Origin of the sequence: Devosia sp. SL43, assembly GCF_021729885.1 — a bacterium.
Classification (GTDB): Bacteria; Pseudomonadota; Alphaproteobacteria; order Rhizobiales; family Devosiaceae; genus Devosia.
Window position 1 is genome coordinate 1,413,893 of sequence record NZ_CP063401.1, and the last position, 25,327, is coordinate 1,439,219.

The 25,327-nt window shown below is 63.2% G+C and carries 28 protein-coding genes; 19 read left to right on the forward strand and 9 right to left on the reverse strand.

The window, feature by feature from the left end; translation table 11 throughout:
- Nucleotides 1-37 precede the first annotated feature (37 nt).
- Nucleotides 38-832: a phytanoyl-CoA dioxygenase family protein gene (locus IM737_RS06985; RefSeq protein WP_236899201.1), complete on the forward strand. Its 795-nt coding sequence runs from the start codon at nt 38-40 to the stop codon at nt 830-832.
- A gap of 28 nt (nt 833-860) precedes the next feature.
- Here IM737_RS06985 and ltaE read toward each other — a convergent pair whose 3' ends face one another.
- On the reverse strand, nt 861-1,904 hold the full coding sequence (gene ltaE / locus IM737_RS06990; protein ID WP_236899202.1) for a low-specificity L-threonine aldolase: 1,044 nt from the start codon (nt 1,902-1,904) through the stop codon (nt 861-863).
- A gap of 57 nt (nt 1,905-1,961) precedes the next feature.
- Entirely contained in the window at nt 1,962-2,888 is a 927-nt protein-coding gene (locus IM737_RS06995) for a methyltransferase (RefSeq protein WP_236899203.1), read from the reverse strand.
- A 531-nt stretch (nt 2,889-3,419) separates the two neighbouring features.
- Between IM737_RS06995 and IM737_RS07000 the strand changes: the two genes are divergently transcribed.
- Complete coding sequence (locus IM737_RS07000) at nt 3,420-3,629, forward strand: cold-shock protein (protein ID WP_086470158.1); 210 nt, start codon at nt 3,420-3,422, stop codon at nt 3,627-3,629.
- An 85-nt stretch (nt 3,630-3,714) separates the two neighbouring features.
- Here IM737_RS07000 and proC read toward each other — a convergent pair whose 3' ends face one another.
- The 4 genes from proC to IM737_RS07020 all read right to left on the reverse strand — a co-directional run bounded on the left by proC (nt 3,715) and on the right by IM737_RS07020 (nt 6,267).
- Entirely contained in the window at nt 3,715-4,533 is an 819-nt protein-coding gene (proC, locus tag IM737_RS07005; protein ID WP_236899204.1) for a pyrroline-5-carboxylate reductase, read from the reverse strand.
- Nucleotides 4,530-5,030, reverse strand: a complete 501-nt coding sequence (locus IM737_RS07010) for a YbjN domain-containing protein (RefSeq protein WP_236899205.1) — start codon at nt 5,028-5,030, stop codon at nt 4,530-4,532. Before IM737_RS07010 ends, proC begins: the two co-directional genes overlap by 4 nt.
- Nucleotides 5,031-5,279: 249 nt before the next feature.
- The gene (locus IM737_RS07015; protein WP_236899206.1) at nt 5,280-6,008 is read right to left on the reverse strand and encodes a metallophosphoesterase family protein; all 729 of its coding nucleotides are present in this window, start codon (nt 6,006-6,008) and stop codon (nt 5,280-5,282) included.
- Between the two features lie 4 nt (nt 6,009-6,012).
- Nucleotides 6,013-6,267 carry an accessory factor UbiK family protein gene (locus tag IM737_RS07020; protein ID WP_236899207.1) on the reverse strand — a complete coding sequence of 85 codons (255 nt, stop codon included), beginning with the start codon at nt 6,265-6,267 and terminating at the stop codon, nt 6,013-6,015.
- A 112-nt stretch (nt 6,268-6,379) separates the two neighbouring features.
- Here IM737_RS07020 and lgt point away from each other — a divergent pair, with 112 nt between their 5' ends.
- The 10 genes from lgt to IM737_RS07070 all read left to right on the forward strand — a co-directional run bounded on the left by lgt (nt 6,380) and on the right by IM737_RS07070 (nt 14,397).
- Entirely contained in the window at nt 6,380-7,216 is an 837-nt protein-coding gene (gene lgt, locus IM737_RS07025; RefSeq protein WP_236899208.1) for a prolipoprotein diacylglyceryl transferase, read from the forward strand.
- On the forward strand, nt 7,209-8,288 hold the full coding sequence (locus IM737_RS07030) for a class I SAM-dependent methyltransferase (protein ID WP_236899209.1): 1,080 nt from the start codon (nt 7,209-7,211) through the stop codon (nt 8,286-8,288). The genes lgt and IM737_RS07030 overlap by 8 nt, the downstream gene beginning before the upstream one ends.
- On the forward strand, nt 8,288-9,058 hold the full coding sequence (pgeF, locus tag IM737_RS07035) for a peptidoglycan editing factor PgeF (RefSeq protein WP_236899210.1): 771 nt from the start codon (nt 8,288-8,290) through the stop codon (nt 9,056-9,058). The genes IM737_RS07030 and pgeF overlap by 1 nt, the downstream gene beginning before the upstream one ends.
- 111 nt (nt 9,059-9,169) lie before the next feature.
- Nucleotides 9,170-10,102 carry a ribose-phosphate pyrophosphokinase gene (locus IM737_RS07040; protein WP_236899211.1) on the forward strand — a complete coding sequence of 311 codons (933 nt, stop codon included), beginning with the start codon at nt 9,170-9,172 and terminating at the stop codon, nt 10,100-10,102.
- 220 nt (nt 10,103-10,322) lie between these two features.
- On the forward strand, nt 10,323-10,682 hold the full coding sequence (locus IM737_RS07045; RefSeq protein WP_236899212.1) for a YciI family protein: 360 nt from the start codon (nt 10,323-10,325) through the stop codon (nt 10,680-10,682).
- A gap of 90 nt (nt 10,683-10,772) precedes the next feature.
- Nucleotides 10,773-11,123, forward strand: coding sequence for a YciI family protein (locus tag IM737_RS07050; protein WP_236899213.1), 351 nt, complete (start codon nt 10,773-10,775; stop codon nt 11,121-11,123).
- A gap of 2 nt (nt 11,124-11,125) precedes the next feature.
- Nucleotides 11,126-12,361 carry an RNA polymerase sigma factor gene (locus IM737_RS07055; protein WP_236899876.1) on the forward strand — a complete coding sequence of 412 codons (1,236 nt, stop codon included), beginning with the start codon at nt 11,126-11,128 and terminating at the stop codon, nt 12,359-12,361.
- Nucleotides 12,362-12,488: 127 nt separating this feature from the next.
- The gene (locus IM737_RS07060; protein ID WP_236899214.1) at nt 12,489-13,112 is read left to right on the forward strand and encodes a 50S ribosomal protein L25/general stress protein Ctc; all 624 of its coding nucleotides are present in this window, start codon (nt 12,489-12,491) and stop codon (nt 13,110-13,112) included.
- 66 nt (nt 13,113-13,178) lie between these two features.
- Nucleotides 13,179-13,880: an aminoacyl-tRNA hydrolase gene (gene pth, locus IM737_RS07065; RefSeq protein ID WP_236899215.1), complete on the forward strand. Its 702-nt coding sequence runs from the start codon at nt 13,179-13,181 to the stop codon at nt 13,878-13,880.
- A gap of 1 nt (nt 13,881) precedes the next feature.
- Nucleotides 13,882-14,397, forward strand: a complete 516-nt coding sequence (locus IM737_RS07070; RefSeq protein WP_236899216.1) for a dihydrofolate reductase family protein — start codon at nt 13,882-13,884, stop codon at nt 14,395-14,397.
- Here the strand turns inward: IM737_RS07070 and IM737_RS07075 are convergent.
- Nucleotides 14,394-15,662 (reverse strand): PQQ-dependent sugar dehydrogenase, encoded by a 1,269-nt coding sequence (locus IM737_RS07075; RefSeq protein ID WP_236899877.1) that lies wholly within the window; start codon nt 15,660-15,662, stop codon nt 14,394-14,396. The genes IM737_RS07070 and IM737_RS07075 overlap by 4 nt on opposite strands.
- 184 nt (nt 15,663-15,846) lie before the next feature.
- On the opposite strand from IM737_RS07075, the gene ychF reads away from it, so the two are divergent.
- On the forward strand, nt 15,847-16,944 hold the full coding sequence (gene ychF / locus IM737_RS07080; RefSeq protein WP_236899217.1) for a redox-regulated ATPase YchF: 1,098 nt from the start codon (nt 15,847-15,849) through the stop codon (nt 16,942-16,944).
- A 385-nt stretch (nt 16,945-17,329) separates the two neighbouring features.
- On the opposite strand, the gene IM737_RS07085 is transcribed toward ychF, so the two are convergent.
- Nucleotides 17,330-18,073 (reverse strand): GntR family transcriptional regulator, encoded by a 744-nt coding sequence (locus tag IM737_RS07085; protein WP_442874176.1) that lies wholly within the window; start codon nt 18,071-18,073, stop codon nt 17,330-17,332.
- Nucleotides 18,074-18,341: 268 nt separating this feature from the next.
- Between IM737_RS07085 and IM737_RS07090 the strand changes: the two genes are divergently transcribed.
- The 6 genes from IM737_RS07090 to IM737_RS07115 are packed head-to-tail and all read left to right on the forward strand — an operon-like array spanning nt 18,342 to nt 24,276.
- Entirely contained in the window at nt 18,342-19,445 is a 1,104-nt protein-coding gene (locus tag IM737_RS07090) for an ABC transporter ATP-binding protein (RefSeq protein ID WP_236899218.1), read from the forward strand.
- Nucleotides 19,446-19,472: 27 nt separating this feature from the next.
- A complete protein-coding gene (locus IM737_RS07095; RefSeq protein ID WP_236899219.1) occupies nt 19,473-20,513 on the forward strand; it encodes an extracellular solute-binding protein in 1,041 nt (346 codons plus the stop codon).
- Nucleotides 20,514-20,517: 4 nt separating this feature from the next.
- Nucleotides 20,518-21,345, forward strand: coding sequence for an ABC transporter permease (locus IM737_RS07100; RefSeq protein ID WP_236899220.1), 828 nt, complete (start codon nt 20,518-20,520; stop codon nt 21,343-21,345).
- A complete protein-coding gene (locus IM737_RS07105; protein ID WP_236899221.1) occupies nt 21,338-22,159 on the forward strand; it encodes an ABC transporter permease in 822 nt (273 codons plus the stop codon). The genes IM737_RS07100 and IM737_RS07105 overlap by 8 nt, the downstream gene beginning before the upstream one ends.
- Nucleotides 22,160-22,198: 39 nt before the next feature.
- Nucleotides 22,199-23,614 (forward strand): M24 family metallopeptidase, encoded by a 1,416-nt coding sequence (locus IM737_RS07110; protein WP_236899222.1) that lies wholly within the window; start codon nt 22,199-22,201, stop codon nt 23,612-23,614.
- Nucleotides 23,614-24,276: a flavin reductase family protein gene (locus IM737_RS07115; RefSeq protein ID WP_236899223.1), complete on the forward strand. Its 663-nt coding sequence runs from the start codon at nt 23,614-23,616 to the stop codon at nt 24,274-24,276. Before IM737_RS07110 ends, IM737_RS07115 begins: the two co-directional genes overlap by 1 nt.
- 134 nt (nt 24,277-24,410) lie before the next feature.
- On the opposite strand, the gene IM737_RS07120 is transcribed toward IM737_RS07115, so the two are convergent.
- Entirely contained in the window at nt 24,411-25,247 is an 837-nt protein-coding gene (locus IM737_RS07120) for a phytanoyl-CoA dioxygenase family protein (RefSeq protein ID WP_236899224.1), read from the reverse strand.
- Nucleotides 25,248-25,327: the final 80 nt, after the last annotated feature.

Here is a 25,327-nt window from a genome sequence, read left to right on the forward strand (position 1 = left end):
CGCTTCGTGCGGCCACGCGAACTCATGGATTTTTCCAATGCCTGGCACTTTGCCCGCGCTCTCGGCAGCGCAAATCGACGCATTCATCACCGACGGCTTCGTCCGCATCGACAACGCTTTCCCACAGGAACTGGCCGATCAGGGCCGCGCTATTCTATGGGCGGCGACCGGCTGCAATCCGGACGACCCGTCTACCTGGACCCAGCCGGTTGTTCGGCTCGGGAACTTCACCCAGCCGCCGTTCCGCGACGCCGCCAACACGCCGGTATTGCATGCGGCCTATGACCAGTTGGTTGGCGAAGGCCACTGGCTGCCGCAGGGCGGTCTCGGTACTTTCCCCGTCCGCTTCCCGTCCTCCGCCGATGCCGGCGATACCGGCTGGCATGTCGATGCCAGCTTCGGCTTCGACGCGCCGGATTTTCTCGACTGGCGGGCCAATGTCAGCTCGCGCGGCCGCGCGCTGCTGATGCTGTTCCTGTTCTCCGATGTCGGGGAGGACGACGCACCGACCCGCATCCGGGTCGGCTCGCATCTTGAGGTCGCACGCTATCTGGCGCCGGCAGGCGATGCGGGGCATTCGCTGCGCGACATGATCGCCGATCGCCCCGACTGGTTCGATACCGGTCGGGAAGCGCTGGCGACGGGACGAGCGGGGACGGTTTATCTCTGCCATCCGTTCCTGGTGCATGCGGCGCAGCTGCATCGCGGCACGCGGGTCAAGTTCATGGCGCAGCCGCCATTGCTGCCCAAGGTGCCGCTGCAGATCGACCGGGCCGACGGCAACTATTCGCCGGTGGAACTGGCGATCCGTGTGGCGCTCGATCAGGGGTGATGGGACTGGGCGGCCTTCTCCCGCCCTTTCACTGGCGGGAGAAGGCCGCCTCAGCGCCCAGCCGGAAAAAGCTGGCGACTTCTGCCAAAGCCCCATCGACGTCATCGTCGGTAACATCCAGATGGGTCACCCAGCGCTGCCGGCCGTAGCCCAGCGCGCCGACGCCGCGGGACTCGAGGAAATCGGCAAACCGCGTGCCCAGGCGGTCTTCGACGTCGACAAATACGATATTGGTATCTGGCATCACCACCTTGAGCGACGGAAAGGCGGCAAGACCTTCGGCGAGACGACGCGCGCGCCGATGGTCTTCGGCGAGACGCTCGATATTGTGGTCCAGCGCGTAGAGGCAAGCGGCGGCGAGAATGCCGGACTGGCGCATACCACCACCCAGCATCTTGCGATGGCGCCGGGCCTTGTCGATCAGGTCCTGACGTCCGATCAGCACCGACCCCACAGGCGCGCCCATGCCCTTGGAGAGGCAGATGGAGACGCTGTCGAATGGCGCGGTGAAGATTTTGATATCAGTGCCTAGTGCCACGCATGCGTTGAAGGCACGGGCGCCGTCGAGATGCAGGCCTAGATCGTGCCGCCGGGCGATGTCGGCCACCTGCGTCATATAGTCGACCGGCAGCACCTTGCCGCCGAAGGTATTTTCGAGGGCGATAACCGTGGTGCGGGCATAGTGATGGTCGTCCGGCTTGATGGCCTTCTCGATATCGCCCAGGTCCATTGTGCCATCTGCCTGATGGGCAATCGGTTGGGGCTGGATCGAACCGAGCACCGCTGCGCCACCCGCCTCGTGGCTATAGAGATGCGCATCCTGCCCGGCGATATACTCGTCGCCACGGCCGCAATGGCTCATCAGCGCCAGCAGATTTGACTGGGTGCCCGAGGGCACGAAGATGGCAGCATCCTTGCCCAGCATCGCCGCCATGCGCTGCTCCAGCCGCTTGACGGTCGGATCATCGCCAAATACGTCGTCGCCCACCTCGGCCTCGGCCATGGCCGCCCGCATGCCGGCGCTCGGCTTGGTGACAGTGTCGGAACGGAAATCGTAGCGGATGGTGTTCATGAGCGGGCCCCAGATAGTCGCGAGACGAGGTCTACTCAGCGCGTGGTGCTTTGTCGATCAGGCTGACTTGCGCGCGACGACCAACATGCCCCCAATCGGTGCGCCACGATCCTGCCGCAGCGTGGCCATTTCGAAGCGGAGGACCTCAAGGCCGGCATCGGCAAGCGCCTGGCAGGTTGCGGCGACGCCATGGGCATAGCGCAAGGACGCGCGCAGGAAGACGGGCTCTTCGCCGTCATGGGCTTCCAGAGAAAAAGCCAGCAGGCCACCCGGTCGGAGCGCGGGGACGACTGCCGCCAGCACCGGCGGCAGGGCGCCACAGTAGATGAACACATCCGCGGCGGTGATGAGGTCGGCGGTCGGCGCACGATCGGCGAGGAAGGCCACCAGCTCGGCCTTTTCCAGCCGGTCGTAATTGGCCCGGCGCCGGGCTTCGGCAACCATGGCGGCGGAGAGATCGATGCCTTCGAGAAAGTCCACCCGATCGCGCAGGCGAACACCCATCAGTCCCGTGCCGCAGCCTAGGTCGAGCATGTCGGCGAAGCGCTCGATGCCGAGCTTGGCCATTTCTACGGTCAGCATGGTGTCGAGCAAGGCCGGCACCTGGTAGCCGAGTTTGCCGAGCAGCGCCTCTTCGAATTGTGGGGCATATTGGTCGAACAGGGCCTCGACGTAGCTCACGGCGGTGCCCGTACCGGCCTTGCCGGCTCCGTGAGCGGCCAGCTTGAGGGCCGCGCCGAAGACGCCCTCGTCGTCGAGGGCTTCGAGATGCCGCCATGCCGAGATGGCGCCGGAGACATCACCTGACTTTTCGGCATAGCCGCCGAGCAGGTCCCAGCCTGCCGCCCAATCGGGTGCCAATTCGAGCGCCTGGTTCATGAGGTCGGCCGCGGCGCCGTGGTCGCCGCCCTCGGCAAGCATTTTGGCATAGCCAGCGCGCCGGTCGGCAATGACGTCGCCGGAGGAGTGAAACGCCTTGGTCAAGACGATGTGATCTCGGGGGTGGCCGGACCCAATCGACCGGCGCGCGGGGGTTTGACGCAAATCCCAGCGGAAAGCAAGCAGGACCGCGTCATGAAAATATGGGATGCGACGATAGTGACGGTTTGCTCGTCATAATTTTAGGCTATTCTGGGAATGTTCGGTTCGATGCTTTGGCGTCGCGTCGCAACACGACGCCATTGGGAGAGCGCAGGGTACACGCCTGCCAAACCCGCCTATCGCGCGTCAGCGTCAGGTTGTGACGACTTGGCGTAAATACTTGACGAGACTTCGCTTTATCCTGGCAGGACACTGTTTCCCGCCGGGCGTTTTGTCATGTGTAAACAGATATTGAACGCTCGATTTTTTGCGGCTAAGCTCCCGGCGTCGAATATTGCGGCCGACCGATCTGAATACGCGAACTTCCATTCGCCTCTGCTGACGCGTCACTTTCCGATATTTCGATATCACTCCGGGCTGGGACCAATTGTGGCCCTGGCTGCCTACAGCAGACTGCACGAGGGAACGCGCATCATGGCAACTGGCACCGTAAAATGGTTCAACGGTCAAAAAGGCTACGGCTTCATTCAGCCTGACGAAGGCGGGGCGGACGTTTTTGTCCACATCTCCGCTGTCCAGCGCTCAGGCCTCAATGGCCTGGATGAGGGCCAGAAGGTGAACTACGAAATCGTCAAGGACAAGCGGACCGGCAAATCCGCCGCGGACAATCTGACGGCCTCCTGAGCCACCAGGCGGCTAGAATGACGAAGGGTGCGTTTCACTTGGAGGTGACGCACCCTTTTTCTTTGCGCAGTACCGGCCGCGCGTCCTAGCCGCGCCCCAGCTCTTCGCTGCGCTTGCGGGCCGCTTCCGCTGTCGCTTCGATGAGCGGCGTCAGGCCTTCCATCAGCACGGCAAGGCCGGCGGCTGTGGTGCCATTGGGCGAAGTGACGTTCTGGCGGAGCACGGCAGGTGTCGCTGGGTCGGCTTCGAGCAAAGCAGCCGAACCGATGACGGTCTGGCGCGCCAGTTGCTCAGCGAGGGCATCGGGCAGGCCCATCTTCTTGGCAGCAGCAGCCAGGGCCTCGACGAGATGGAACACATAGGCCGGGCCGGAGCCGGAAATGGCGGTGACGATGTCGATCTTGCTCTCGTCGTCGAGCCAGACGACCGGTCCGGCTGCGGCCAGCAGGGCGTCGGCATTGGCGCGGTCGGCAGGGGTGATGTCTGGGCCCGGTACTGCACCGGTAATGCCCTTGCCGATCTGGGCGGGCGTATTGGGCATGGTGCGGACGATGCGGCCCATGCCGAGACCGCGCGACAGGCGGGCAATGTCGATGCCAGCAGCGATGGAAATGGCGAGCGTGTTCGGGCCTATGACTGGCGCCAGGTCCACCATGACCGTATCGATGATCTGCGGCTTGACTGCCAGCACCAGCACGTTGGGCTGCAAGCCTGCCGCCTCTTGGCTGAGGGTCAGGCCATAGTCTTGCGCCAGTTCACGTGCTGCGTCACCGGGATTGGGATCGACCAGCAGCAGGTTGCTCGGTGGCAGACCGGCATCGAGCCAGCCCTTGGCCATCGCCAGGCCCATCTTGCCTGCGCCGACCAGCATGACCGGGCCGATGGAACGGAGCGACGCGCTCACGCTTCGCCAACCGTTTCAAACATCACATGGCTAAGGGCATCGGCGGCGGTCTTGCCGGCCCAGACGACAAACTGGAACGCCTGGTAATAGAGGTCGCAGCTATCGGTGGCCGAGCGCAACAGCGCCTCGCATTGCTGCGGCGACACATCAGCGCCACCGGTCAGCAAGTGCGAATTGCGGAACAGCACCACGCCTTCCTTGTTCCAGATATCGAAATGGCCAATCCACAGCTGCTCGTTGATCAGCGAGATGAGCTGCTTGATCTCATTGCGACGACCTTCGGGCACCTTAAGGTCGAAGGCCGAGGCGATGTGCAGGCTTTCGAGATCTTCCATCCAGTTGAAGGAGACGTGGTAGTCGCTCCAGCCGCCGCGCACGGAAATGGAAATCTCGTCGGCATCCTGCCGTTCGAACGTCCAGTCGTTGATCGAGGCGATATGCTCGATGATGTCCACCGGATGGACGTTGCGATCGGGTTCGACCTGGATCAGTGACATTGACAATTTTCGTCCTGGCAACGCGTGGTTCTGGTCATGCAGCCCAACGGGCCGACGAGTGAGGGGTACTCAGGGAACTGGCCGCACGCACAAGGGCTTACGAATCGTCCTGATGTTTTGACCCTACACCCCGCAACTGATTCAGGGGACGCAACGCGGTCGGCGGACGGCAATCTCTTGTGGATGACGATGAGGCGGCCAGCGTTAACGCAGGGTTAACGCCGACGCGTTGTGAACAGGCTTACTGTTTCAGAACAGGCCATCCGGATCGGACCAGCCGGTCTCCAGCGCATCCTTCCAGGCCGCGAAGCCATTGGCCACAGCCTGCTCGGCAGCGGCAACGCAGTCATATTCTACCGACCTATGGTCGATCAGCCATTTCCCGTTGCGACGCTCGATCAGAGCGTATCGGGCATCGGGCGAGCCGCGCACCAATTGCAGCCCGATACTGCCCGGATTGATGATGCGGCGTCCATCGCGCAGGCGCACGGAGCGCGGGATGTGGGTGTGGCCACACAACATGATGGGATAATCGATACCCGCCGCAGCCCGCATGACGGTTTCCTCCGCCGGCAGCGTCGTGCGACGATCCTGATACCAGCCATCGATCCAGGCGGCATTGTCGCTGGCCGGCGTGCCGTGGCAGAGAAAAATCTCGCCATTGAAAACCGCCGTTGCGGGCATGGTTTCGAGCCAGGTCCGGTGCGCCGTCTTCATGCGCATCAGGGCAAAGCGATCCACCGGGTCGAGGTCCTTGCCCTCGCTGTTGCGCTCGGCCAACCAGCGATCATGGTTGCCGCGAATGACGGGACCGTCCAGGGCCATCAGGCGATCGGCGGCGCCAGCCGGGTCCATCGGCCCGCTGACATGATCGCCCAGACATAAGGTTGCATCGACGCCTTGCACGGCAATGTCGGCCAGCACCGCATCGAGCGCGACCGTGTTACCATGGACGTCGGAAATGACAGCGAAGCGCAAGGCTTTAGTTTGCTTTGGTCGCGGAGCCCTTGAGGGCGGCCAGTTCCTTGCGCAGCGCGTCGATCTCTTCGCCCTGCACCTGCACCAGCTCGCGCAGCGCGTCGAAATCTTCGCGCTTGACCAGATCCATATCGGCGACAAAACGCTGGGCCTGAGACTTCACGGCGGTCTCGACTTCGCGGCGCACGCCATCGGCAACACCCGCGGCCTCGTTCATCACGCGTCCCAGCCCGTCGAAGATTTTGCTATTCTGGCTCATCGCATCATCCGTTCAAAGCGCCCCCGCTTGCTTGATACTTAGGCCATGCCTCCCGACTTGACCAGAGCGGGCGAAGCGGCAATGGTCCGGCCGATTGCCGCAGGAGCATAATTTGCCCTTTCCCGATATCAACCCGATCGCCTTCGCCATCGGCCCCTTCGCTATCCGCTGGTACGCATTGGGCTACCTGTTCGGCGTCGGCCTTGGCGCCCTCTACGGCTATCGGCTGCTGGCCAATTCGCGCCTGTGGCACAAGGGCACGCCGCCCTTTGCCGCCAAGGATATCTGGGATTTCGCCTTTTGGACCATGCTGGCCATCGTGATCGGCGGCCGCGTCGGCTACGTGCTGTTCTACAACCTGCCCTATTACCTGGCGAACCCGACCGAGATCATCAACACGCTCGATGGCGGCATGAGCTATCACGGCGGCATGCTGGGCCTGATGCTGGCTGTGGTGCTGTTCACGCGGATCAAGGGCAACGGCAACTGGCTGAGCGGGCTGGATCTGATCGCTTCGGTTTCGACCATCGGCATCTTCCTGGTGCGCATCGCCAATTTCATCAATGCCGAGCTCTATGGTGCGCCGACCACGCTGCCCTGGGGCGTGGTCTTCCCGACCGACCCCGAGCAACTGCCGCGCCATCCGAGCCAACTCTATGAAGCAGCGCTCGAGGGCCTGCTGCTGTTCCTGGTGATCCGGCTGTTCACCCACACCTTCTATAGCCTGCGCCGTCCCGGCATGGTCGCGGGCATTTTCGGCATCGGTTATGGCCTCAGCCGCATCGCCGTAGAGTTCGTGCGCCTGCCAGATGCGCAGATCGGCTACCTCTATGGCGGCTGGCTGACCATGGGCATGGTGCTGAGCCTACCGCTGGTATTGGGTGGACTGGGACTGGTTGTGTATGCGTCAACGCGCAAGGTCAGCGCATTGCGGGCACCCAATGTCTGACACGGCCCCCACCCTGCCCGAACTGATCGACATGCAGATCCGTGCCAACGGGCCGATGTCCGTCGCCACCTATATGGGCCTGTGCCTGACGCATCCGACCAAGGGCTACTATCGCGGTGCCGACCCGCTGGGCGCTGCCGGAGACTTTGTGACGGCGCCCGAGATCAGCCAGATGTTCGGCGAGCTGATCGGCTTCTTCTTCGTCAATCTGTGGCAGCAGATGGGGAGCCCGAAGGCTTTCACCCTGCTCGAACTCGGACCCGGTCGCGGCACGCTGATGGCCGACCTGCTGCGCGTCGCCTGCCGTGCCGAAGGCTTTCGCGATGCGCTCGACCTGCGGATGTTCGAGACCAATCCGACTCTGATCGCCGAACAGAATGCCCGGCTGGAGCCCTATGGCCCGCATTGGATCGACAGTTTCGAAAAGGTCGGCGACGGCCCGCTGCTGGTGGTCGCCAACGAGTTCTTCGATGCCCTGCCGATCCGGCAATTCGTCCGCATGGCAGGTGGCTGGCATGAGCGCATGGTGGGGCTGAGCGAGGGGCGGCGCAGCTTCGGCCTCAATCCGACACCGATCCCGGTATCGGCAATGCCGGAGGCTGTTGCCGACGCCGAGATCAACGCCGTCTACGAAGTCGGGCTGGCCAATGGCGAAGTGATGAAGCGGCTAGCCGCGATCGCCTCGACGCAGGGCGGCGCCATCCTCGCCGTGGACTATGGCTATGGCCGAACCCAGACTGGCGAGACGCTGCAGGGCGTGCGCCGCCATGCCTATACCGATGTGCTGGATGCCCCCGGTGAGGTCGACCTCTCCGCCCATGTCGATTTCGAGGCGCTGGGCAATGTCGCGACGGCCGCCGGGCTGGCCGTGCAGCCGCTGGCAACGCAGGGGCAGTTCCTGACGCGACTGGGCATCACCGAGCGTTCCAAGGCGTTGAGTGTCGCCAATCCGGGTTCAGCTGACAGCATCGCAGCGGCGAAGTCACGGCTGACGGCGCCCGAGCAGATGGGCAATCTGTTCAAGGCCTTCTGCGCCCACAGTCCGGGATTGCAGCCGATGGGATTTGAGTGATGAGCATGCCCTTTGCACAGAGCTCCGGCCTCGCTGGCATCGCGACCCTACGGCATGGCTTTTTCGGTCGGCAGGGTGGTCGGTCGGACGGGGAATTTGCCAGCAACAATATGTCGATCACGGTCGGCGATACGCCACATCTGGTCGAAGCCAATCGCGCCGGTGCGGCGCTGGAATTGGGCTATCTGCGCAAGAATCTCTATCTGCTCAAGCAGGTGCATTCTGCCACCGTTCGCGTGCTGACGGATTACCCCGATATCGACGAGCCGTTCGAAGCCGATGCCATGGTCACCAACGTGCCGGCGCTGGCGCTCGGCATTCTGACGGCCGACTGCACTCCGATCCTGTTCGCTGATGCAGAAGCCGGCATCATTGGCGCTGCCCATGCCGGGTGGCGTGGCGCGGCCAGTGGCATCTGCGAGGCGACAATCATGGGGATGGTCGCCATCGGCGCCAATGTCTCTCGCATCGTCGCGGCGATCGGACCGACGATTTCGGGGCCAAACTACGAGGTCGGCCCGCAATTCGCAGCTGACCTGCTGCGGCTCTACCCGAGTGCGAGCAATCGCATTTTCGTTCCCCAAAGCGGTGTCGAGCATTTCGATCTGCCCGGCTTCGTAGACGACTGCATTCGCGGCGCCGGTGTCGCCACGGTGGATCGCGTCGGCGGCTGCACCTATGGCGAACCGGAGCGCTATTTCTCCCATCGCTACGCCACCCATCAGGGCACGCGCACCGGTCGGCAGGTCGCCATTATCGGCCTGACGTGAATCTTTACCCATCCGACGTTTGTTGCGTTGCGAGTCCGGGAGCGACTCGCTAAAGGTGCCCGCGAAACTGGTGGTCTCCTCCCGGGACCGGTTGAGACAGGATCGCGCCCCATGAAGCTGGTGACCGGCAATTCGAACCGGGCTCTTGCCCAGGCCATCGCCAGCTATCTCGAGCTCCCCCTCACCGATTGCACGGTCAAGCGTTTCGCGGACAAGGAAGTCTTCGTCGAAATCCACGAAAACGTCCGTGGCGAGGATGTGTTCATCCTGCAGTCGACCAGCTTTCCGGCCAATGACAACCTGATGGAACTGCTGATCCTGACCGACGCCCTGCGCCGGTCCTCGGCACGCCGCATCACCGCCGTGCTGCCCTATTTCGGCTATGCCAGACAGGACCGTCGTGCCACGGGCCGCACCCCGATCTCGGCCAAGCTGGTTGCCAACCTGATCACCGAGGCCGGCGTCAACCGCGTCATTACGCTTGACCTGCACGCCGCGCAAATCCAGGGATTCTTCGACATCCCGACGGACAATCTCTACGCAGCGCCGATCATCACGCGCGACATCCTGGACAACTACAAGCTCGACAACACCACCATCGTCTCGCCAGACGTCGGTGGTGTCGCCCGCGCCCGTGCGGTGGCCCAGCGCCTGGGCACCGACCTTGCCATCGTCGACAAGCGACGCCCCAAGGCTGGTGTGTCCGAGGTGATGAACATCATCGGCGATGTGTCGGGCCAGTCCTGCATCCTGATCGACGATATCGTCGACAGCGGCGGCACGCTGGTCAACGCTGCCGAGGCCCTGCTCAAGGCCGGCGCCAAGCAGGTCTCCGCCTACATCACCCATGGCGTGCTGTCCGAGGGCGCCTCGGAGCGCATCGCGGCATCCAAGCTCAAGGAGCTGGTGGTGACCGACTCCATCGAAGAAACCGAAGCCGTGCGCAAGGCAGGCAATATTCGCCGCCTGGCGATTGCGCCGCTGATCGGCGAGGCCATTGCCCGCACAGCCAGCGAGCAGAGCGTGTCGAGCCTGTTTGACTGATTGTGCCACGCCCTCGTAGTTCGAGGCGCTGAAGAAGCGCACCTCACCATCAGGGCTGTTGATATGCCGAGCTCCTAGCAGGCCTCATGGTGAGGCGGGAGCGCAGCGACCCTCGAGCCACGAGGGCGTGGCGCGGTTCTTTCCAGCTCTTGTCGAAATCCGTCTCCCTCGCGCGACATTGCCCTGAAGGGCTATGGTGCCCGTGACGAGGAGATGCGCGATGAAGTTCATGCTGATGCTGTTTGCTGACGAGAAGGTCGGCACGTCGTTTCCGCCCGAGGAAATGGCCAAGGCCATGGAGCAGATGTACGCCTACCAGCAGACGCTGGAAAAGGCCGGAGCGTTTGTTTCAACTGCTGCTCTCGCACCGACATGGGATGGCCGGACAATCACCAAGTTTGACGGTGAACTGAAGGTCCACGATGGCCCATATGCCGAGACCCGCGAGCAGTTTGGCGGCTATTTTATGATCGAGGCGCCCGACATGGAGCGAGCGATCGAACTGGCCGCACTCTGCCCGGCGGCGACCTGGGGCCCAATTGAGATACGGCCCTTTCACCCCGGCTATGAACCCGACTGAAGATTGTTTGCCGAAACGTCGAAAGCCGTCTGGGCGCGCCGACATTGTAGCATCGGAGCATGCCGCACCGACGACACAGAGGACAAAACAATGCGCTACATGATGATCATCCACCACGACGACGAAGCCCTGAGCAAGGCGCCGCAGCAGGAGCTGTGGAGTGAGTATGCCGCCTTCAACCAGGCGCTCAACAAGGCCGGCGCTGGCTTCTCGGGCGGCTTGCGGCTGAGCCCGGGCAAGGAGGGCACCATCGTCCGCAGCCGTTCCGGCAAGACCGATGTGCTCGATGGTCCCTATGCCGACACGCGCGAACAGCTCGCCGGCTACTTCTTCATCGACGTCCCCGATATCGAGCAGGCCGTGGAATGGGCCAATCGCTGCCCGAGTTCGAAATATGGGGCCATCGAAATCCGCCCGATCGTCGAGCAGAACGCGTCGTGACGATGTCCGACGAGGCGCGCCGCACCGCCGAGCGGGTTGCCCGCGACAGCTATGGCCGCCTCGTCGCCTTTCTCGCCGCCCGCACCCGCGACGTGGCGGGGGCCGAGGATGCGCTGGCGGAGGCCTTTGCCAGCGCGCTCAAATCCTGGCCAGCGGATGGCGTGCCTGACAATCCAGATGCGTGGTTGCTGACCGTCGCCCGCCGCCGCCAGACCGACGCGGCGCGCCGACGGCACACCCGTACCGCCGGGGAGGTTCATATCCAGCTCATGACCGAGGAACTCGACGAAGCCGCTGCCAATCCCGAGGTCATCCCCGATCGCCGGCTGGCGCTGATGTTTGCCTGCGCCCACCCCGATATCGAGCGTGGCATGCGGGCGCCGCTGATCCTGCAGACCATTCTCGGCCTCACCGCCATCGACATCGCGGCGGCGTTTCTCATTCCGCCGGCCACCATGGGGCAGCGACTGGTGCGGGCCAAGGCGCGGATCAAGGAGGCTGCCCTCCCCTTCGGCATTCCCGAACGCGAGCACTTGCCCGAGCGACTCGATGCGGTGCTGGAGGCCATCTACGCGGCCTATGCCAAGGGCTGGACCGAGATTGGCGATACTGCGGCCGACAGGCTGGCCGACGAGGCGATCTGGCTGGGTCGACTGGTCGTTTCCCTGATGCCTGAGGAGCCCGAGGCCAAGGGCATGCTGGCGCTGATGCTCTATGCCGAGGCCCGCCGCAATGCCCGTCGCAACATCAGCGGCGCCTATGTCCCGCTGGAAGAGCAGGATATCGAACAATGGGACGAGGCGGCCATCATGACCGCCGAGGCCCTACTGCGCGACGCCAATCGCGCGGGACCCACGGGCCGTTATCAGCTCGAGGCGGCGATCCAGTCAGCCCATGTGGCTCGCCGGGTCACGGGTCAACCAACCTGGCCCGCCATTGTGGCGCTCTATGACGTGCTGCTGGATATGACCGGATCGCCAGTGGTTGTGCTCAACCGGGCAGCCGCACTGGCCGAAACCGCCGGCCCGGAAGCCGGGCTGGCCAGCCTCGATACCATCGCCGGCGACAAGCGTATGGCCAACTACCAGCCCTATTGGGCCGCTCGCGGGCACCTGGCTGCGCGTGCCGGGCAGAAGGACGCAGCATACGAGGCACTGACCCTCGCAATCGGCCTCTCAGCTGACGAAGCCGTGCGGCAGTATCTGATCGGCCAGCGTTCCAGGTTGAGCGACGGCTAGCAGCCCATGCCGCTTGCTCCCGCCTGCCCTTTCGGCTATAGCCGCGCCATGAAGCGCTCGTCACCCCTGGAGGACGGGCGCGTATGCTGTTGTAGTGACGCATACACCAACCAGAATGGATATTTCCATGGCTGCGACTAAGGTGCTCAGTGCACAGGCGCGTGAAGGAGTAGGCAAGGGGGCCGCTCGTGAACTGCGCCGTCAGGGACTCGTTCCTGCTGTTATCTACGGTGACAAGAAGGCCCCCGTTACCGTCTCGATCCCCTACAAGGACGCTCACAAGCAGATTTATGCTGGCGGCTTCCTCAGCCACATCATCGAACTCGATGTCGATGGCACCAAGCACCGCGTGATTCCGCGCGACTACCAGCTTGATCCGGTGAAGGATTTCCCGATCCACATCGACTTCCTGCGCGTCGGCAAGGGCACCAAGCTCAACGTCCAGGTGCATGTGAACTTCATCAACGAAGAAGCCAGCCCGGGCCTGAAGCGCGGTGGTACGCTCAACATTGTGCACCACACGCTCGACCTGACTGTCGATGCTGACAATATCCCCGAGGAAGTGACCGTCGATCTGACCGGTCTCGATATCGGCGATACCATCCATATCTCGTCGGTCAAGCTGCCGTCCGGTGCTGTCGACCACAGCCACGAAGACGACGTGACCATCGCGACCATCGTTGCTCCGTCGGCCCTGAAGTCGGCCGGCGACGCTGACGAAGCCGCTGAAGGCGAAGCCACTGCTGAGTAATTTCAGCTGGTTATGCTATGAGTTCGAGGCGGCCTTCGGGTCGCCTCTTTCGTTTTGGAGCCGGAAATGAAGCTGATCGTGGGCCTGGGCAATCCGGGCGGCCAGTATGCGGGCAATCGCCACAATATCGGTTTCATGGCGCTCGATGCGATCGCCAGACAGCACAATATTACCCAGTTCCGGACCAAGCATGCTGGAAGTCTTGCTGAGGGTAGCATCGGCGGCGAGAAGGTCATCCTGCTCAAGCCGCAGACCTTCATGAACCGCTCGGGCGACAGCGTTCAGCAGGTGGCGCAATTCTACAAGATCGCACCCGCTGATATCATCGTGCTGTACGACGAACTTGATCTGGCTGAAGGCAAGGTGCGGGTCAAGGTTGGCGGCGGCAATGGCGGGCACAATGGGCTGCGCTCGATCGATCCGCAGATTGGGCTGGACTATAAGCGTGTTCGGCTTGGCATCGGCCATCCTGGCAAGGAATTCGTGACCCATCATGTGCTTGGCGACTTCGCCAAGGCCGACCAGGCCTGGCTGGAGCCGCTGCTCGATGCGGTCGCCAAGAATGTCGACATGCTGATCAAGGGCGACGATAGCGGCTTCATGAACAAGCTGGCGCTGGCGGTGAAGGGTGCTGACGAGCCTCTGGCCAAACCGGCGCCCAAGGCGCAGAGCCATATCCGGCAGGCCCGACCGGCCAAGCCGCAGGTAGCGGCGCCGACAAGCGGGCCGATGGCTGATATGCTCAAGAAGATCTTCAGAGGAGATTGAGATGGCGGGTGAGGTGGTGTTCTTCCAGGCGCTGAGCCAGGACGGGTTTGTCACCGATGCCAACGGGTCCGCGGCGTGGCAGGGGCCGTATTTCATCCCCGAACTGGGATTTCATGATTTCATCGCCGCAGTGAGCGCGGTGATCATCGCCCGCCAGACCTACGAGACGATCGCGGCGGGTGGGAAGTGGCCCTATGGCGTGCCGGGCATCGTGCCGGCGAGCCACCCCCTCACCGATATCGGCGCGCCAGTCGAGGCCGTGCGCGATGAGCCAGCCGCGCTAGTGGCGGCGGCGCGGACCAAGGGCGACGGCACCGTCTGGGTGCAGGGCGACACGCCGCTGGCGCTGCGACTGATCGCGGCGGGCGTGGTGGATCGGTTGGAGCTGTTCGTGATGCCGGTGACGCTGGGGAGCGGCACCGAGAAGATCGACGTGGCGACCCTGCCCGGCTTCGAACTCGGTGGCGAAGTGAGCTTCGCCAACGAGGTTATCCGGAAAACGTATCGCCGCGTCTAGGCCGCGCTGACGCGCCAGACGGCGTCGCCGACGTCGTCGACAGCCAGCAGCGCGCCGTCCTTGGCCACGACGACGCCAACCGGGCGGCCGTTGGATGTCTTCTCGTCGTCGGCAAGGAAGCCGGTGAGCAGGTCGATGGGCGCGCCCTGCGGCTTGCCGTTGTTGAACGGCACCAGCACGACGCGATAGCCGCTGAGCTTGCTGCGGTTCCATGAGCCATGCTGGCCGATGACCATGCCAGATGGCAGGCCCGGCAGCGTGCTTTCGGGCAGCCAGCAGAGGCCGAGCGAGGCGGTGTGGCCGCCCAGCGCATAGTCCGGAGCCGAGGCCTTGGCGACCAATGCGGCATCCTGCGGTACGCGATCGTCGACCGTCTGGCCCCAATAACTGTAGGGCCAGCCGTAGAAGCCGCCATCTTTGACCGAGGTCAGGTAATCGGGTGGGGTTTCATCGCCCAGGCCGTCGCGCTCGTTGACCACCGTCCAGAGCTTGCCGTCGGTCGGCTCCCAGGCCATGCCGACGGGATTGCGCAAGCCGCCAGCAAAGATGCGGTGCTGCTCGGTCTTGAGGTCGAGTTCGAAAATGCAGGCCCGGCCTTCTTCGACTTCGAAGCCGCTCTCGGCAATGTTGCTCTGCGAGCCCACGGCGACATAGAGCTTGGTGCCGTCCTTGGAGGCGATGATGTTGCGCGTCCAGTGGCCGCCCGGCTTCATCGACATGAGCTTGCGGCCGGGCGCGGTGATTTTGGTCTGGCCAGCCTCATAGGGGAAGGCCATGACGCTGTCGGTATTGCCGATATAGAGCGTCGAACCGACCAGGGCCATGCCGAAGGGCTGGCTGAGGCCGCTCATGAACACTTCGCGCACTTCCGGCACGCCATCGCCATCGGCGTCGCGCAGCAACGTGATCTGGTTGGCGCTTGGACGGGTGGCGCCAGCACGGCTCATCACACGGTTCATGGCATAGTCGCGGACATTCTTGACCGTGCCAGGCAGTGAGGCCGACTCGGCGATCAGCACATCACCATTGGGCAGCACATAGGCCCAGCGCGGATGCTTGAGATTGAGCGCGAAAGGCGTGACCTTGAGACCGGACTTGACGGTCGGCACCTTGCCTGGCGCCCAGCCCATGGCCGTCGGCATCTTGAGCATAGGCATGGCGCCCTGCGGCTTGGCCTCGGGAATAGCGGGCTTGGTGCCGACCGCCTGCGCGAATGAGCCCATGTGGCGACCGCGATAGTAGTACCAGGCGCCACCGGCGATCAGGGCGGCCAAAACGACCAGGGTGAGCAGAACCTCCACGAGGCGCCTCCAACTGAAAGGAACAAGACTTGAATGGTAGCCTAATAGGCCGCCGGGCGCGGAACGGCAAGACGGCCATGCCCGTCCCGCATTGACTTCTCATCCCATCCGAACGATGTGAGGGCCAACAAATTCCGGAGCTTTCCCCATGGGTTTCAAGATGGGCATCGTCGGCCTGCCGAATGTCGGCAAGTCGACCCTCTTCAATGCGGTGACCCGCACCGCCGCTGCGGCTGCGGCAAACTTCCCGTTCTGCACCATCGAGCCCAATGTGGGCGACGTCCCGGTACCGGATGCGCGGTTGCAGAAGCTGGCGACCATCGGCAAGTCGGTCAACGTGCTGCCGGCGCGCATGAGCTTTGTCGATATTGCGGGCCTGGTGAAGGGCGCATCAAAGGGTGAGGGCCTGGGCAACCAGTTCCTCGCCAATATCCGCGAATGCGACGCCATTGCTTATGTGCTGCGCTGCTTCGAGGACGGCAACATCATCCACGTCAACAACAAGGTCGACCCGCTGGCCGATGCCGAAGTGGTGGAAACCGAATTGATGCTGGCCGATCTCGAAAGCCTCGAGAAGCGCCGCACGGGCGTCGAAAAGAAGGCCAAGGGCAATGACAAGGACGCCAAGGTCACACTGGACCTGATCGACCGCGCGCTGGTGCTGCTGCGCGAGGGCAAGTCAGCCCGTTTCGTCGAGCGCTCTGCCGAAGAAGAAAAGGCGTTCCAGGAACTGCAGCTGCTGACGTCCAAGCCAGTGCTTTACGTCTGCAACGTGGACGAAGGCTCGGCCGAGCATGGCAATGACATGAGCAAGGCCGTCGAGGCCTATGCCCATGCCAATGGCGCAGGTGTGGTCATCATTTCGGCCGAGATCGAGAGCCAGCTGGCGCAGCTTCCCGATGCCGAGCAGGCCGAATACCTGGAATCGCTGGGCCTTCATGAAGCCGGCCTCAATCGCCTGATCCGCGAGGCCTATGCGCTGCTGGGCCTGCAGACCTACTTTACCGTCGGCCCCAAAGAGACGCGCGCCTGGACCATCCACAAGGGCGACAAGGCCCCAGCGGCAGCCGGCGTCATCCACTCCGACTTCGAACGCGGCTTCATCCGCGCCCAGACCATCGGCTACGAGGATTTCGTGACGCTGGGCGGCGAGGTGGCGGCCAAGGAAGCGGGCAAGGCCCGCGACGAAGGCAAGGAATATGTCGTCAAGGACGGCGACGTGATGCTGTTCAAGTTTAATACTTAGCGTCGGCGGCCTTCGGCCGCAAAATCGCTACAGTGGAGCGATTTTAGACGCTAAGGCCATGAGGGCTGTGCCCGAATGGCCCAGCTGCGCCGCAATCACGGACCTATCCGGCCCACCCAGCATCGACTTCGTCGCTAGATCTCAGGATGGATCCCGGCCTTCGCCGGGATGACATCGTGGTTGGGGGCAGCTTACGACCCCATTTCGGTCGTTCGGAGCCAACTCATGGGTTCCCGAAAGCTGCCGTTCGCTGTGGCAGACAATATCGGCTTTGCGCCAGTTGGTCCAACCGGTCGTCGCAGTAATTTTGGCGAGATCACGAAGCACCCATTCGCCTCCGCATGCCGTCGCCATGTGTTTTGACAGGAATGATACAACGGACCTGTCACGCGCGGCTGAAAGTCTCCAAAAGAGACACGAAGCTGTGCCGTTCACCTTGGCCTTCGGTGAGTTTCACCCGGCCTTCGATGTCGCCCAGGTGCGTGTCCATCAGGTCCTGGGCCTTCTTCAGATTGTTTTCTCGCAGGGCCGCAACTATCGCTCGATGATGCTCAGCACCGCAATCGTCGGCGCGTTCGTCCTCGTAGAGCGCCATCACCAGGGATAGGCGAGCGACCAGCTTTGCCAGCATTTCGGACAGCACATCGTTACCGGCGATGCGCGACAGCTCGACGTGGAACTGCCCCACCGACGCGCTCTTGGGAGCGTTGTGGTCGGCGTGATAAATGCGAAGCTCCTCGTCAGTGAGGGCTTCCAGCCGGTCGAGATCGGCGGGGGTGATGCGCTGCGTGACCAGCTCCAGCGTCGTCCGCTCCAGGGCTCGTCGTGCTTCGAAGAGCTGTTTGGCCTCTTCGATTGAGGGCTCGGCGACGAATGTGCCGCGGTTACGCTTGCGCTCAAGCAGGCGGTCGCGCTGCAGCACGCCGAGCGCGCCACGGACCACGGTCCGGCTCACGCCGAAATGCTCGGCGATGGCTTCCTCGATGATCTTGCTGCCAGGCTTCAGCGCCCCTTCACCGATAGCCGTAGCCAGGGTGGCGCAGATGCGGTCCGTCACATCCTCGGCTTCCTCGATATCGGTCACCATTTCCGCCGCTGGCGACGGCTTTTTCCTTGTCGGCTTACGCATGCTCACTCCGAATCTTTGCCTAACAATAGCGCAGCTGGCGAAATTTTGTGCATCATTTTTGCGCGAGTATATCCGAACATATATTCGCATGAAGTTTCGCAAGTTTGTTGTAGAGACAATTACGCATTGTAATTCATATGCTTGTTCGATTTCTCGGCTGACGTCATCCGACATGGCACGGCGCTTGCAATGTCGTTGGCACGACCAAGAAACACCATTGCAAGTCTCATGCCGTTGCTGACGGCCACTCCGAACCGGGAGAGACCATATGACCGAGCTCATCGCCAACGCCCTGTCCGTCCGAGGGCTGACGCATAGCTATGGCGGCGCTGCCGCTGTCGATGACGTGTCGTTCACCGTCCCGGCCGGCGAGATTGCGGCGCTGCTCGGCCCCAGCGGTTGCGGCAAGTCGACCGTGCTGCGCGCCATTGCCGGGCTCATCGCTCCGCGCAGCGGCAGCATCGAGCTGGGCGCGACCAACCTGGCCAGTCTGCCGGCACGAGAGCGTGGCATCGGCATGGTGTTCCAGAATTACGCATTGTTCCCCCATCTGACCGTCGCCGAAAACATCGCCTATCCCCTGGCCTGCCAGCATGTCCCTCGGACAGAACGCCGCGAGCGAGTCGCCGAAATGCTCGACCTGGTGCAGCTCGGCGAATACGGCAAGCGCCTGCCGCGCGAGCTGTCGGGCGGACAGCAGCAGCGCGTTGCCGTGGCCCGCGCCATCGCACCCCGGCCATCGCTGCTACTGCTCGACGAACCCTTCGGGGCGCTCGACCGGGCGCTGCGCTTCGATCTGCAGGTCGAGATGCTGCACCTGCAGAAGACACTCGGCATCACCACACTGATCGTCACCCACGACCAGGAGGAGGCGCAGAGCCTCGCCAGTTCGCTGGTGCTGATGAACAAGGGCCGCATCGAGCAGATCGATACGCCGATGGCCGTCTATGACCGGCCGCAGACCCTGTTCGTCAATAGCTTCATCGGCCAGGCCAACCAGTTCGAGGCGACGGTCGAGGCCCTTGAAACCAACGCAACGACGCTCCGCCTGCGCTCCGGCGAGGTTCTATCCCTGCCACGCAGGTTGGATTTCGCCACCGGCGCCGCCGTGGTCGCCACCTGTCGGCCTGAGCACGTGTTTCTGGTCGATGCGCCCGCCGCCAACACGATGACGGCCACCGTCGGTGTCTCGGTGCCGCTCGGCGCAATCCTCGTCCACGACCTCATCCTTCCTAACGGTGGCGAGCTGCGTGCCAGCCAGTCGCGCGGACCGGAAACCCGTATCCCGGCCTCCGGCTCCACCGTCTTTGCCAGCATCGACACCGCGCGATGCCACGTCTTTCCGGCCCAGGCCGGGATGCCTTCTGCCTGATACGTCCCTCAAACCCCATGGTGCAACATGACTGAATTCAAACTCACTCGCCGCCAGTTCGGACTTCTCGCCGCCAGCGCTGCTGCTGCCGGCCTGCTGCCAATCCCCGCCCGCGCCGCCAATGGCAGCCTGGTCGCCGCGACTTTCCCGGGCAACTGGGAAGACGCCTATCGCCGCGTCCTGACTCCGTTGGTGTCGGAAGCCGGCTATGACCTGACCATTGCTCCGGCTTTGGCGCAGGACCAGTTGGCCAAGGTGATGGCCAGCCCCGGAGCCCCCGCCTATGACACCCTGCTGATGTCGCCCGGCCAGATGGCCATCGCGCTCGAAAACGACCTGATCCAGAAGATCGACACCAGCCGCCTCTCCAACTGGAGCAAGCTCGATCCGGCGTTCCAGGGCGAATACGGCCCGACCGTCACCGTCGAAGTCAATGGCATCGCCTACAATCCCGATCTGGTGCCGGCACCCAAGGGCTATGCCGACCTGTTCGAGAACCCCGCCTATGCCGGCAAGGTGTCCTGGACCGGATTTGGCTCCAACACCGCCGTGATGGCCTATACCCAGCTCGCCAAGATCTACGGCAGCGGCCCCGAGGACATGGACGCCGTGTTCAAGTTGTTTGCCGATCATCCGGAAAACCTGGCCGGCGTGGTCGACAGCACCAACAGCCAGATGTCGCTCTACCAGCAGGGTGAGATCGCGGTGTTCATGTGCAGCACCGGCAATGTCGCCAAGCTCAAGAGTCTTGGTCTCAATGCCGAGTTCGTGCATCCTGAGACCGGTTCGCCGGCGGCCCCTGTCAATATCCACCTGACCAAGGGCTCGAACAATCTCGATGCCGCCTATGCCTATATGGACGCCGCCATCTCCCAGGCAGCTCAGGAACAGTTGACCCTTCCGCCCACCGAGATGTTCCCGACCAATATGGACGTTGCCCTCACGCCTGGCATTGAAGCCTTTGTGACGCGCGACACCATCCCTTCGCTGGTCTATCCGGATTGGGCCTTGATCAACAAGAACCGCCCCGACTGGATCCGCGCCTTCGACGCCCTGGTCATGGGCTAAGACCATGCGGGCGAGCGGCTTTCCATTCCTCGTGCCTATGCTGGCATTGTCGGTGGCCTTCTTCGCACTGCCGCTCGCTCTGCTCTTTGCCTACAGTTTTGCGGGTGAAACCGGGCCATCACTGGAGAACTACGCCAGGTTCCTCGGCGACCCCTTCAATTTCCGCGTGCTGCTCAACACCGCCCGTCTCGGCTTCGAGACGGTACTGAGCACGACGTTGCTCGGCATCCCCATCGCGCTGCTGTTCTGGCATAGCGGACAGCGCACGCGACAGGTCATCATCTTCCTGACGCTGATCCCGATGCTCACCAGCAATGTCGTGCGTACCTTCGCCTGGATCGTCATTCTCGGGCGCCAAGGCCCGATTAGCGAAACGCTTATGGCACTTGGGCTAACCGGCGCGCCGATCAGCCTGATGTTCACCGAGTTTGGTCTGATACTGGCAATGACGCAGATAGACCTGCCGCTGATCATCCTGCCGCTGGTGGCCATCCTTTCGCGGTTGCCGCGCAACCTCACCGAGGCGGCAGAGGTCTCGGGGGCTGGTCCGTGGCGCGTGATGGTGACGGTGCTGCTGCCACTGATGGTCCCGGCACTGCTGGCGGGCTGGATCCTGGTCTATGCCAGCACCAGCGCCTCCTTCGTCACCCAAGCCGTCATCGGCGGCGCCCGCAATGTCTACGTCCCGCAACTGATCTATCGCGAAGTCGGCACCCTGTTCGACTGGCCGCTAGCCTCGGCTATCGCCGTCGTCCTGCTCTTCACCACCGGCATCCTGTTGCTGGCCCTCAGCATGCTGTCCCGTCACCGGAGGCTCGTCGGTCATGGCTAGAGTTTCGTCCAATCCGCTGCCCGCACTGCTCTACAAGCTGTTCGTCTTCGGCTTCGGCACGCTGTGTCTGGCCTTCCTGGTTGCACCGATCGCACTGGCCCTCGCCACCTCCTTCACCGGTGGCCAGACGCTGAAGTTCCCGCCGGAAGGCTTCTCGCTGCGCTGGTATGAGGCGTTGCTCGATCCGGTGCGCTCATCGACGGAGCACATCGCCGCATTCAACTCGCTCAAGATCGCGGCTCTGGCAGTACTCGGGGCCCTGCTGTTCGCCGTGCCGGCCGCCATCGGTGCCAGCCGTGTCGGGCGCCGGACCGCCAATTCGGTCGAACCACTGCTGCTGTCGCCGCTGGTGTTGCCGAGCCTGGTCTACGGCCTGGCCGCGCTGATCGTCGCCAACCTGATCGGCATCCGCCCGTCGCTGTGGCTCACGGTTGCCGGGCACATCGTGGTCTTCGGACCGCTGATGTACCGCGCTGTCGCCGTGGTCGCACAGGGTCTCGACCCATCGCTCGAGGAAGCATCGACCCTGATGGGCGCGAGCTGGCTCACGACGCTCCGCCGGGTGACCCTGCCGCTGCTGTTGCCGGGCATCCTTGCAGGGGCGTTCCTGGTCTTCATCCAGTCTCTCGACAATGTCTCGATCTCGCTGTTCCTCGCCGATCCCTCGACCACCGTGCTGCCACTGCGCATGTTCGCGCTGATCGAGGAAGGGCTCGACGTCCGCGTCGCTGCCATGTCCGGCATCCTCATCGTCGTGGTGCTGATCGGCCTGCTGATCGGCCGCCGTGCCCTCGGAAAATCCCAGACCTCATAGCCATTGCGCTCCGGCGCCCAAGCAACAAGGACCATCGAAATGAACATGCATGCACCCGCCGGCACCCGCCGGATCGAAGAGCTGTTGTCCGATTTCCAGCCCGATTTCGACTTCAAGGCGCCGCTGCCGCTGCCGCTCGAAGAGTATGAGGAGCGCCTGCGCCGCATCCGCCGCGAGGCCGTACTCGCCGGTCACGACGCGCTGGTGATCCATACCGACATGGTCGGCTGGTTCCATACCTCCAACGCCTACCTGCGCTATGTCTGCGACTGGATGCGCGAAGGCGTGCTGATCATCCCGACCGACAGCGACAAGCCGATCACCCTGCTGTCCTTCTTCACCCAAGCGGTCATCCTGCCACCCGGCGGCGAGCCCATGCTGGTCGAGGATATCTGGCAGATCGGCGCCATCGGCCGCGAATATGCCGACCGTCCCGGCTCGTCGATAGCATTGACTGCCCAGCACTGCGCCAATCTGCTGGCTAAGCTGGGCCTCTCAAAGGGCCAGATCGGTCGCCTCGGCGACCGCACCTCGCTCGAATTCTGGCGCTACCTCGAACAGGGCATGCCATCAGCCAAGTTCGTCGGCGACAATGCCATCATCGACCGTATGCAGAAACTGCGTAGCCCACGCGAGGTGGAAATGTTCCGCGCCGCCGCCCAGCTCATCAGCATCGGCACCCAGGCCGCCTATCACGTTACACGTCCTGGCGTCACCGACGCCGAAATCTATGCCGCCTTCAGCTTGGCGCAGCTTGCCCGTGGCGGCGAGACCGGCGACGGCTACCAGATCGGCATCAACGAATACGGTACCCATTGCGGCAAGCCCTATGGCCATGTCGTCCGCCCCGGCGACCTGATCAATCTCTACATCTCCAACGTCACCTATCGCGGCTATACGGCCCAGACGGCACGTATGATTGCTGTCGGCGAGATCACTGCCCGGCAGGAAAAGGTGCTCGCGGCCTGTACCGAGGGCGTCAAGCGCGCCGAAAAGCTGATCAGGCCCGGTACGCTGATCAGCGAAGTGAACAACGCCGCCTTCTCGTCCTATATCGAACACGGCATGCTTGATGCCCCCGACGCCCGCACCATGCCCTACAACTGGAGCACCGCCGACGACGGCGGTCCGCGCCTGCTGCCGCGCCAGTATGTTCCGGACGCAGATTGGGAAGCGCAGGGGCGCAAGCTGATGCACGTCTATCCGGCGACGCACGGCCCGCATAACCCGAACCTTGGACACTCGGTCGGCATGGCCGGCGCACAGAACAGCTTCAACGTCTCGTCGCATAATTTCGACCGGCTGGAAGAGGGCATGATCTTCGTGCTGCATACCCAATGGCTGGAGTCCCAGTCCGCCGGCTGCAACATCGGCGACTGCTATCTCGTGACCAAGGATGGCTTCGAAAACCTCAGCCGTCATACGCCGCTCGAAGCGCATCGGATCGCCGCCTGATGGATCAACTGGCCGCCACGCACACCCATTTCGACTTTGCCGCGCTCGATGCGCGGCAAAGATACAAGCTGCTGATCGGTACCGTGATACCGCGGCCGATCGCGCTCATCACGACGCTCGGTCTCGATGGCAAGGCCAATGCCGGCCCGTTCAGCTTCTTCAATGTGCTCACGCACGACCCGGCCATCGTGGCCATCGGCGTCGAGAACTATTCGGATGCCAGCTTCAAGGACACGGCGCGCAACATCCGCGAGACGGGCGAGTTCACCGTCCACATCGTGGACCAGGCCTTGGCCGCGCAGATGGAAATTTGCGCCATCAAGTTTGGGCCAGACGTGGATGAACTGGCCGAAGCCGGCCTTGAAACCGTCCCCGGACAAATGGTCCGCAGCCCGCGGATTCTCGCCGCGCCAGCAGCGCTGGAATGCCGCCGCTACATGACTCTTGAAGTCGGCAAAGCCCGCGAGATCATCCTTGGCGAAGTCGTCGGCCTCTACGTCCGCTCCGACGCCATCGACCCGAGCAACCTGCATATCGACCAGCACGCCATGGACGCCATCGGCCGCCTCGGCGGGCATAGCTATACCCGTACGCAGGATCAGTTCGAAGCAAAGACGCCCACGGCGCTTGAGTGGGAGAGCGCCAAGCGATGTGCAGGGTGAGAGCGCAGACCGAGTACGGCGGCTTTATCGAACTCTAGGCCAAGAGCGGACAGTCGCCTTCCCACCCCATTTCACACACTACGCGCCAGCCGTTTAGTAGTGCGCCGACCATGCCGCTGGCTGTAGACGGAACTCTAATGCGGCCCCGCCGGCAAAGCCTGCACCGTGCCACAGGGCCCGCCCTCCATGTTGACCGCAATGGCCTGTTCTTGTCCGTCAAAGCTCATGGCGTCGTACCAGTGGCTGATCTCCCTGGTGCTCGCCGGCACGTAGTGGAAGATCAGCGAGCGGCGGAAGCGGTCGGCGCTGGTATTGGGCGTCGAGCCGTGGATGACGCTGCCATTGAAGAACAGCACGTCGCCGGCCTTGAGCTCCATCATCTGCGGTTCGAGTCCATCAGGCGGCTCGACATGCTCGGTAGTGAAGAACAGGGCCGGATCGGCCTGCTCCGGGCAGGCAATGTCGAGCGTCGCGGTCTGGGGCACGCACATCATGCCGCCATTGCCGGCATCGGCATCGTCGACGGCAATCCAGGCAGCCATGCAGGTGCCTGGCTTCACCCGCAGGTAGAAATTGTCCTGGTGCAGATCCTGTCCCCGCGCCCCAGGCGGCTTGAAATAGAACATGGATTGGACGGCAAACGGCTCTTCTTCGAACAGGCTGGCAAGGATCGGGCGGATACGCGCGTCGAACATGAAGCGCGTGGCCACTTGCCCCACGGCTTTGTCGGCATGCTTGTGCGGATGCATCATGCGCGGGAATTGGGCCAGCGGATCATTGCTGCTGGGCGGCGTGCCATCTCGCGCCTTGGGCACGTCGGACAGGCCCGGTACCGGACCATTGGCGGCCGCCTGCATGAATGTCTCGCGGATATGTGCGATTTCATCGGGTGCGATCAGGCCTCGGATCGCAACAAAGCCATCGCGGGCGAACTGTTCCCGCTGCTCCAAATTCAGTCCCGTCTCCGCCATTGTGTCTCCTCCTGTTGCCTGGAGGGTACGAAGGTACGCCCCGCTGCACCATGGAACGGCCTGCCAATGACATGTAATAT

Bases quoted from the DNA above. Each gene is read 5' to 3' on its own strand.
- IM737_RS07010 (WP_236899205.1), bottom strand. From the start codon at position 5,030: ATGTCACTGATCCAGGTCGAACCCGATCGCAACGTCCATCCGGTGGAC.
- pth (WP_236899215.1), top strand. From the start codon at position 13,179: ATGAAGCTGATCGTGGGCCTGGGCAATCCGGGCGGCCAGTATGCGGGC.
- IM737_RS07055 (WP_236899876.1), top strand. From the start codon at position 11,126: ATGTCCGACGAGGCGCGCCGCACCGCCGAGCGGGTTGCCCGCGACAGC.
- IM737_RS07120 (WP_236899224.1), bottom strand. From the start codon at position 25,247: ATGGCGGAGACGGGACTGAATTTGGAGCAGCGGGAACAGTTCGCCCGC.
- IM737_RS07100 (WP_236899220.1), top strand. From the start codon at position 20,518: ATGCGGGCGAGCGGCTTTCCATTCCTCGTGCCTATGCTGGCATTGTCG.
- IM737_RS07110 (WP_236899222.1), top strand. From the start codon at position 22,199: ATGAACATGCATGCACCCGCCGGCACCCGCCGGATCGAAGAGCTGTTG.
- IM737_RS07095 (WP_236899219.1), top strand. From the start codon at position 19,473: ATGACTGAATTCAAACTCACTCGCCGCCAGTTCGGACTTCTCGCCGCC.
- IM737_RS07045 (WP_236899212.1), top strand. From the start codon at position 10,323: ATGAAGTTCATGCTGATGCTGTTTGCTGACGAGAAGGTCGGCACGTCG.
- pgeF (WP_236899210.1), top strand. From the start codon at position 8,288: ATGAGCATGCCCTTTGCACAGAGCTCCGGCCTCGCTGGCATCGCGACC.
- IM737_RS06985 (WP_236899201.1), top strand. From the start codon at position 38: ATGCCTGGCACTTTGCCCGCGCTCTCGGCAGCGCAAATCGACGCATTC.
- IM737_RS07050 (WP_236899213.1), top strand. From the start codon at position 10,773: ATGCGCTACATGATGATCATCCACCACGACGACGAAGCCCTGAGCAAG.
- IM737_RS07060 (WP_236899214.1), top strand. From the start codon at position 12,489: ATGGCTGCGACTAAGGTGCTCAGTGCACAGGCGCGTGAAGGAGTAGGC.
- IM737_RS07020 (WP_236899207.1), bottom strand. From the start codon at position 6,267: ATGAGCCAGAATAGCAAAATCTTCGACGGGCTGGGACGCGTGATGAAC.
- IM737_RS07030 (WP_236899209.1), top strand. From the start codon at position 7,209: ATGTCTGACACGGCCCCCACCCTGCCCGAACTGATCGACATGCAGATC.
- IM737_RS07090 (WP_236899218.1), top strand. From the start codon at position 18,342: ATGACCGAGCTCATCGCCAACGCCCTGTCCGTCCGAGGGCTGACGCAT.
- IM737_RS07000 (WP_086470158.1), top strand. From the start codon at position 3,420: ATGGCAACTGGCACCGTAAAATGGTTCAACGGTCAAAAAGGCTACGGC.
- IM737_RS07085 (WP_442874176.1), bottom strand. From the start codon at position 18,073: ATGCGTAAGCCGACAAGGAAAAAGCCGTCGCCAGCGGCGGAAATGGTG.
- IM737_RS07105 (WP_236899221.1), top strand. From the start codon at position 21,338: ATGGCTAGAGTTTCGTCCAATCCGCTGCCCGCACTGCTCTACAAGCTG.
- ltaE (WP_236899202.1), bottom strand. From the start codon at position 1,904: ATGAACACCATCCGCTACGATTTCCGTTCCGACACTGTCACCAAGCCG.
- ychF (WP_236899217.1), top strand. From the start codon at position 15,847: ATGGGTTTCAAGATGGGCATCGTCGGCCTGCCGAATGTCGGCAAGTCG.
- IM737_RS07070 (WP_236899216.1), top strand. From the start codon at position 13,882: ATGGCGGGTGAGGTGGTGTTCTTCCAGGCGCTGAGCCAGGACGGGTTT.
- IM737_RS07040 (WP_236899211.1), top strand. From the start codon at position 9,170: ATGAAGCTGGTGACCGGCAATTCGAACCGGGCTCTTGCCCAGGCCATC.
- IM737_RS07115 (WP_236899223.1), top strand. From the start codon at position 23,614: ATGGATCAACTGGCCGCCACGCACACCCATTTCGACTTTGCCGCGCTC.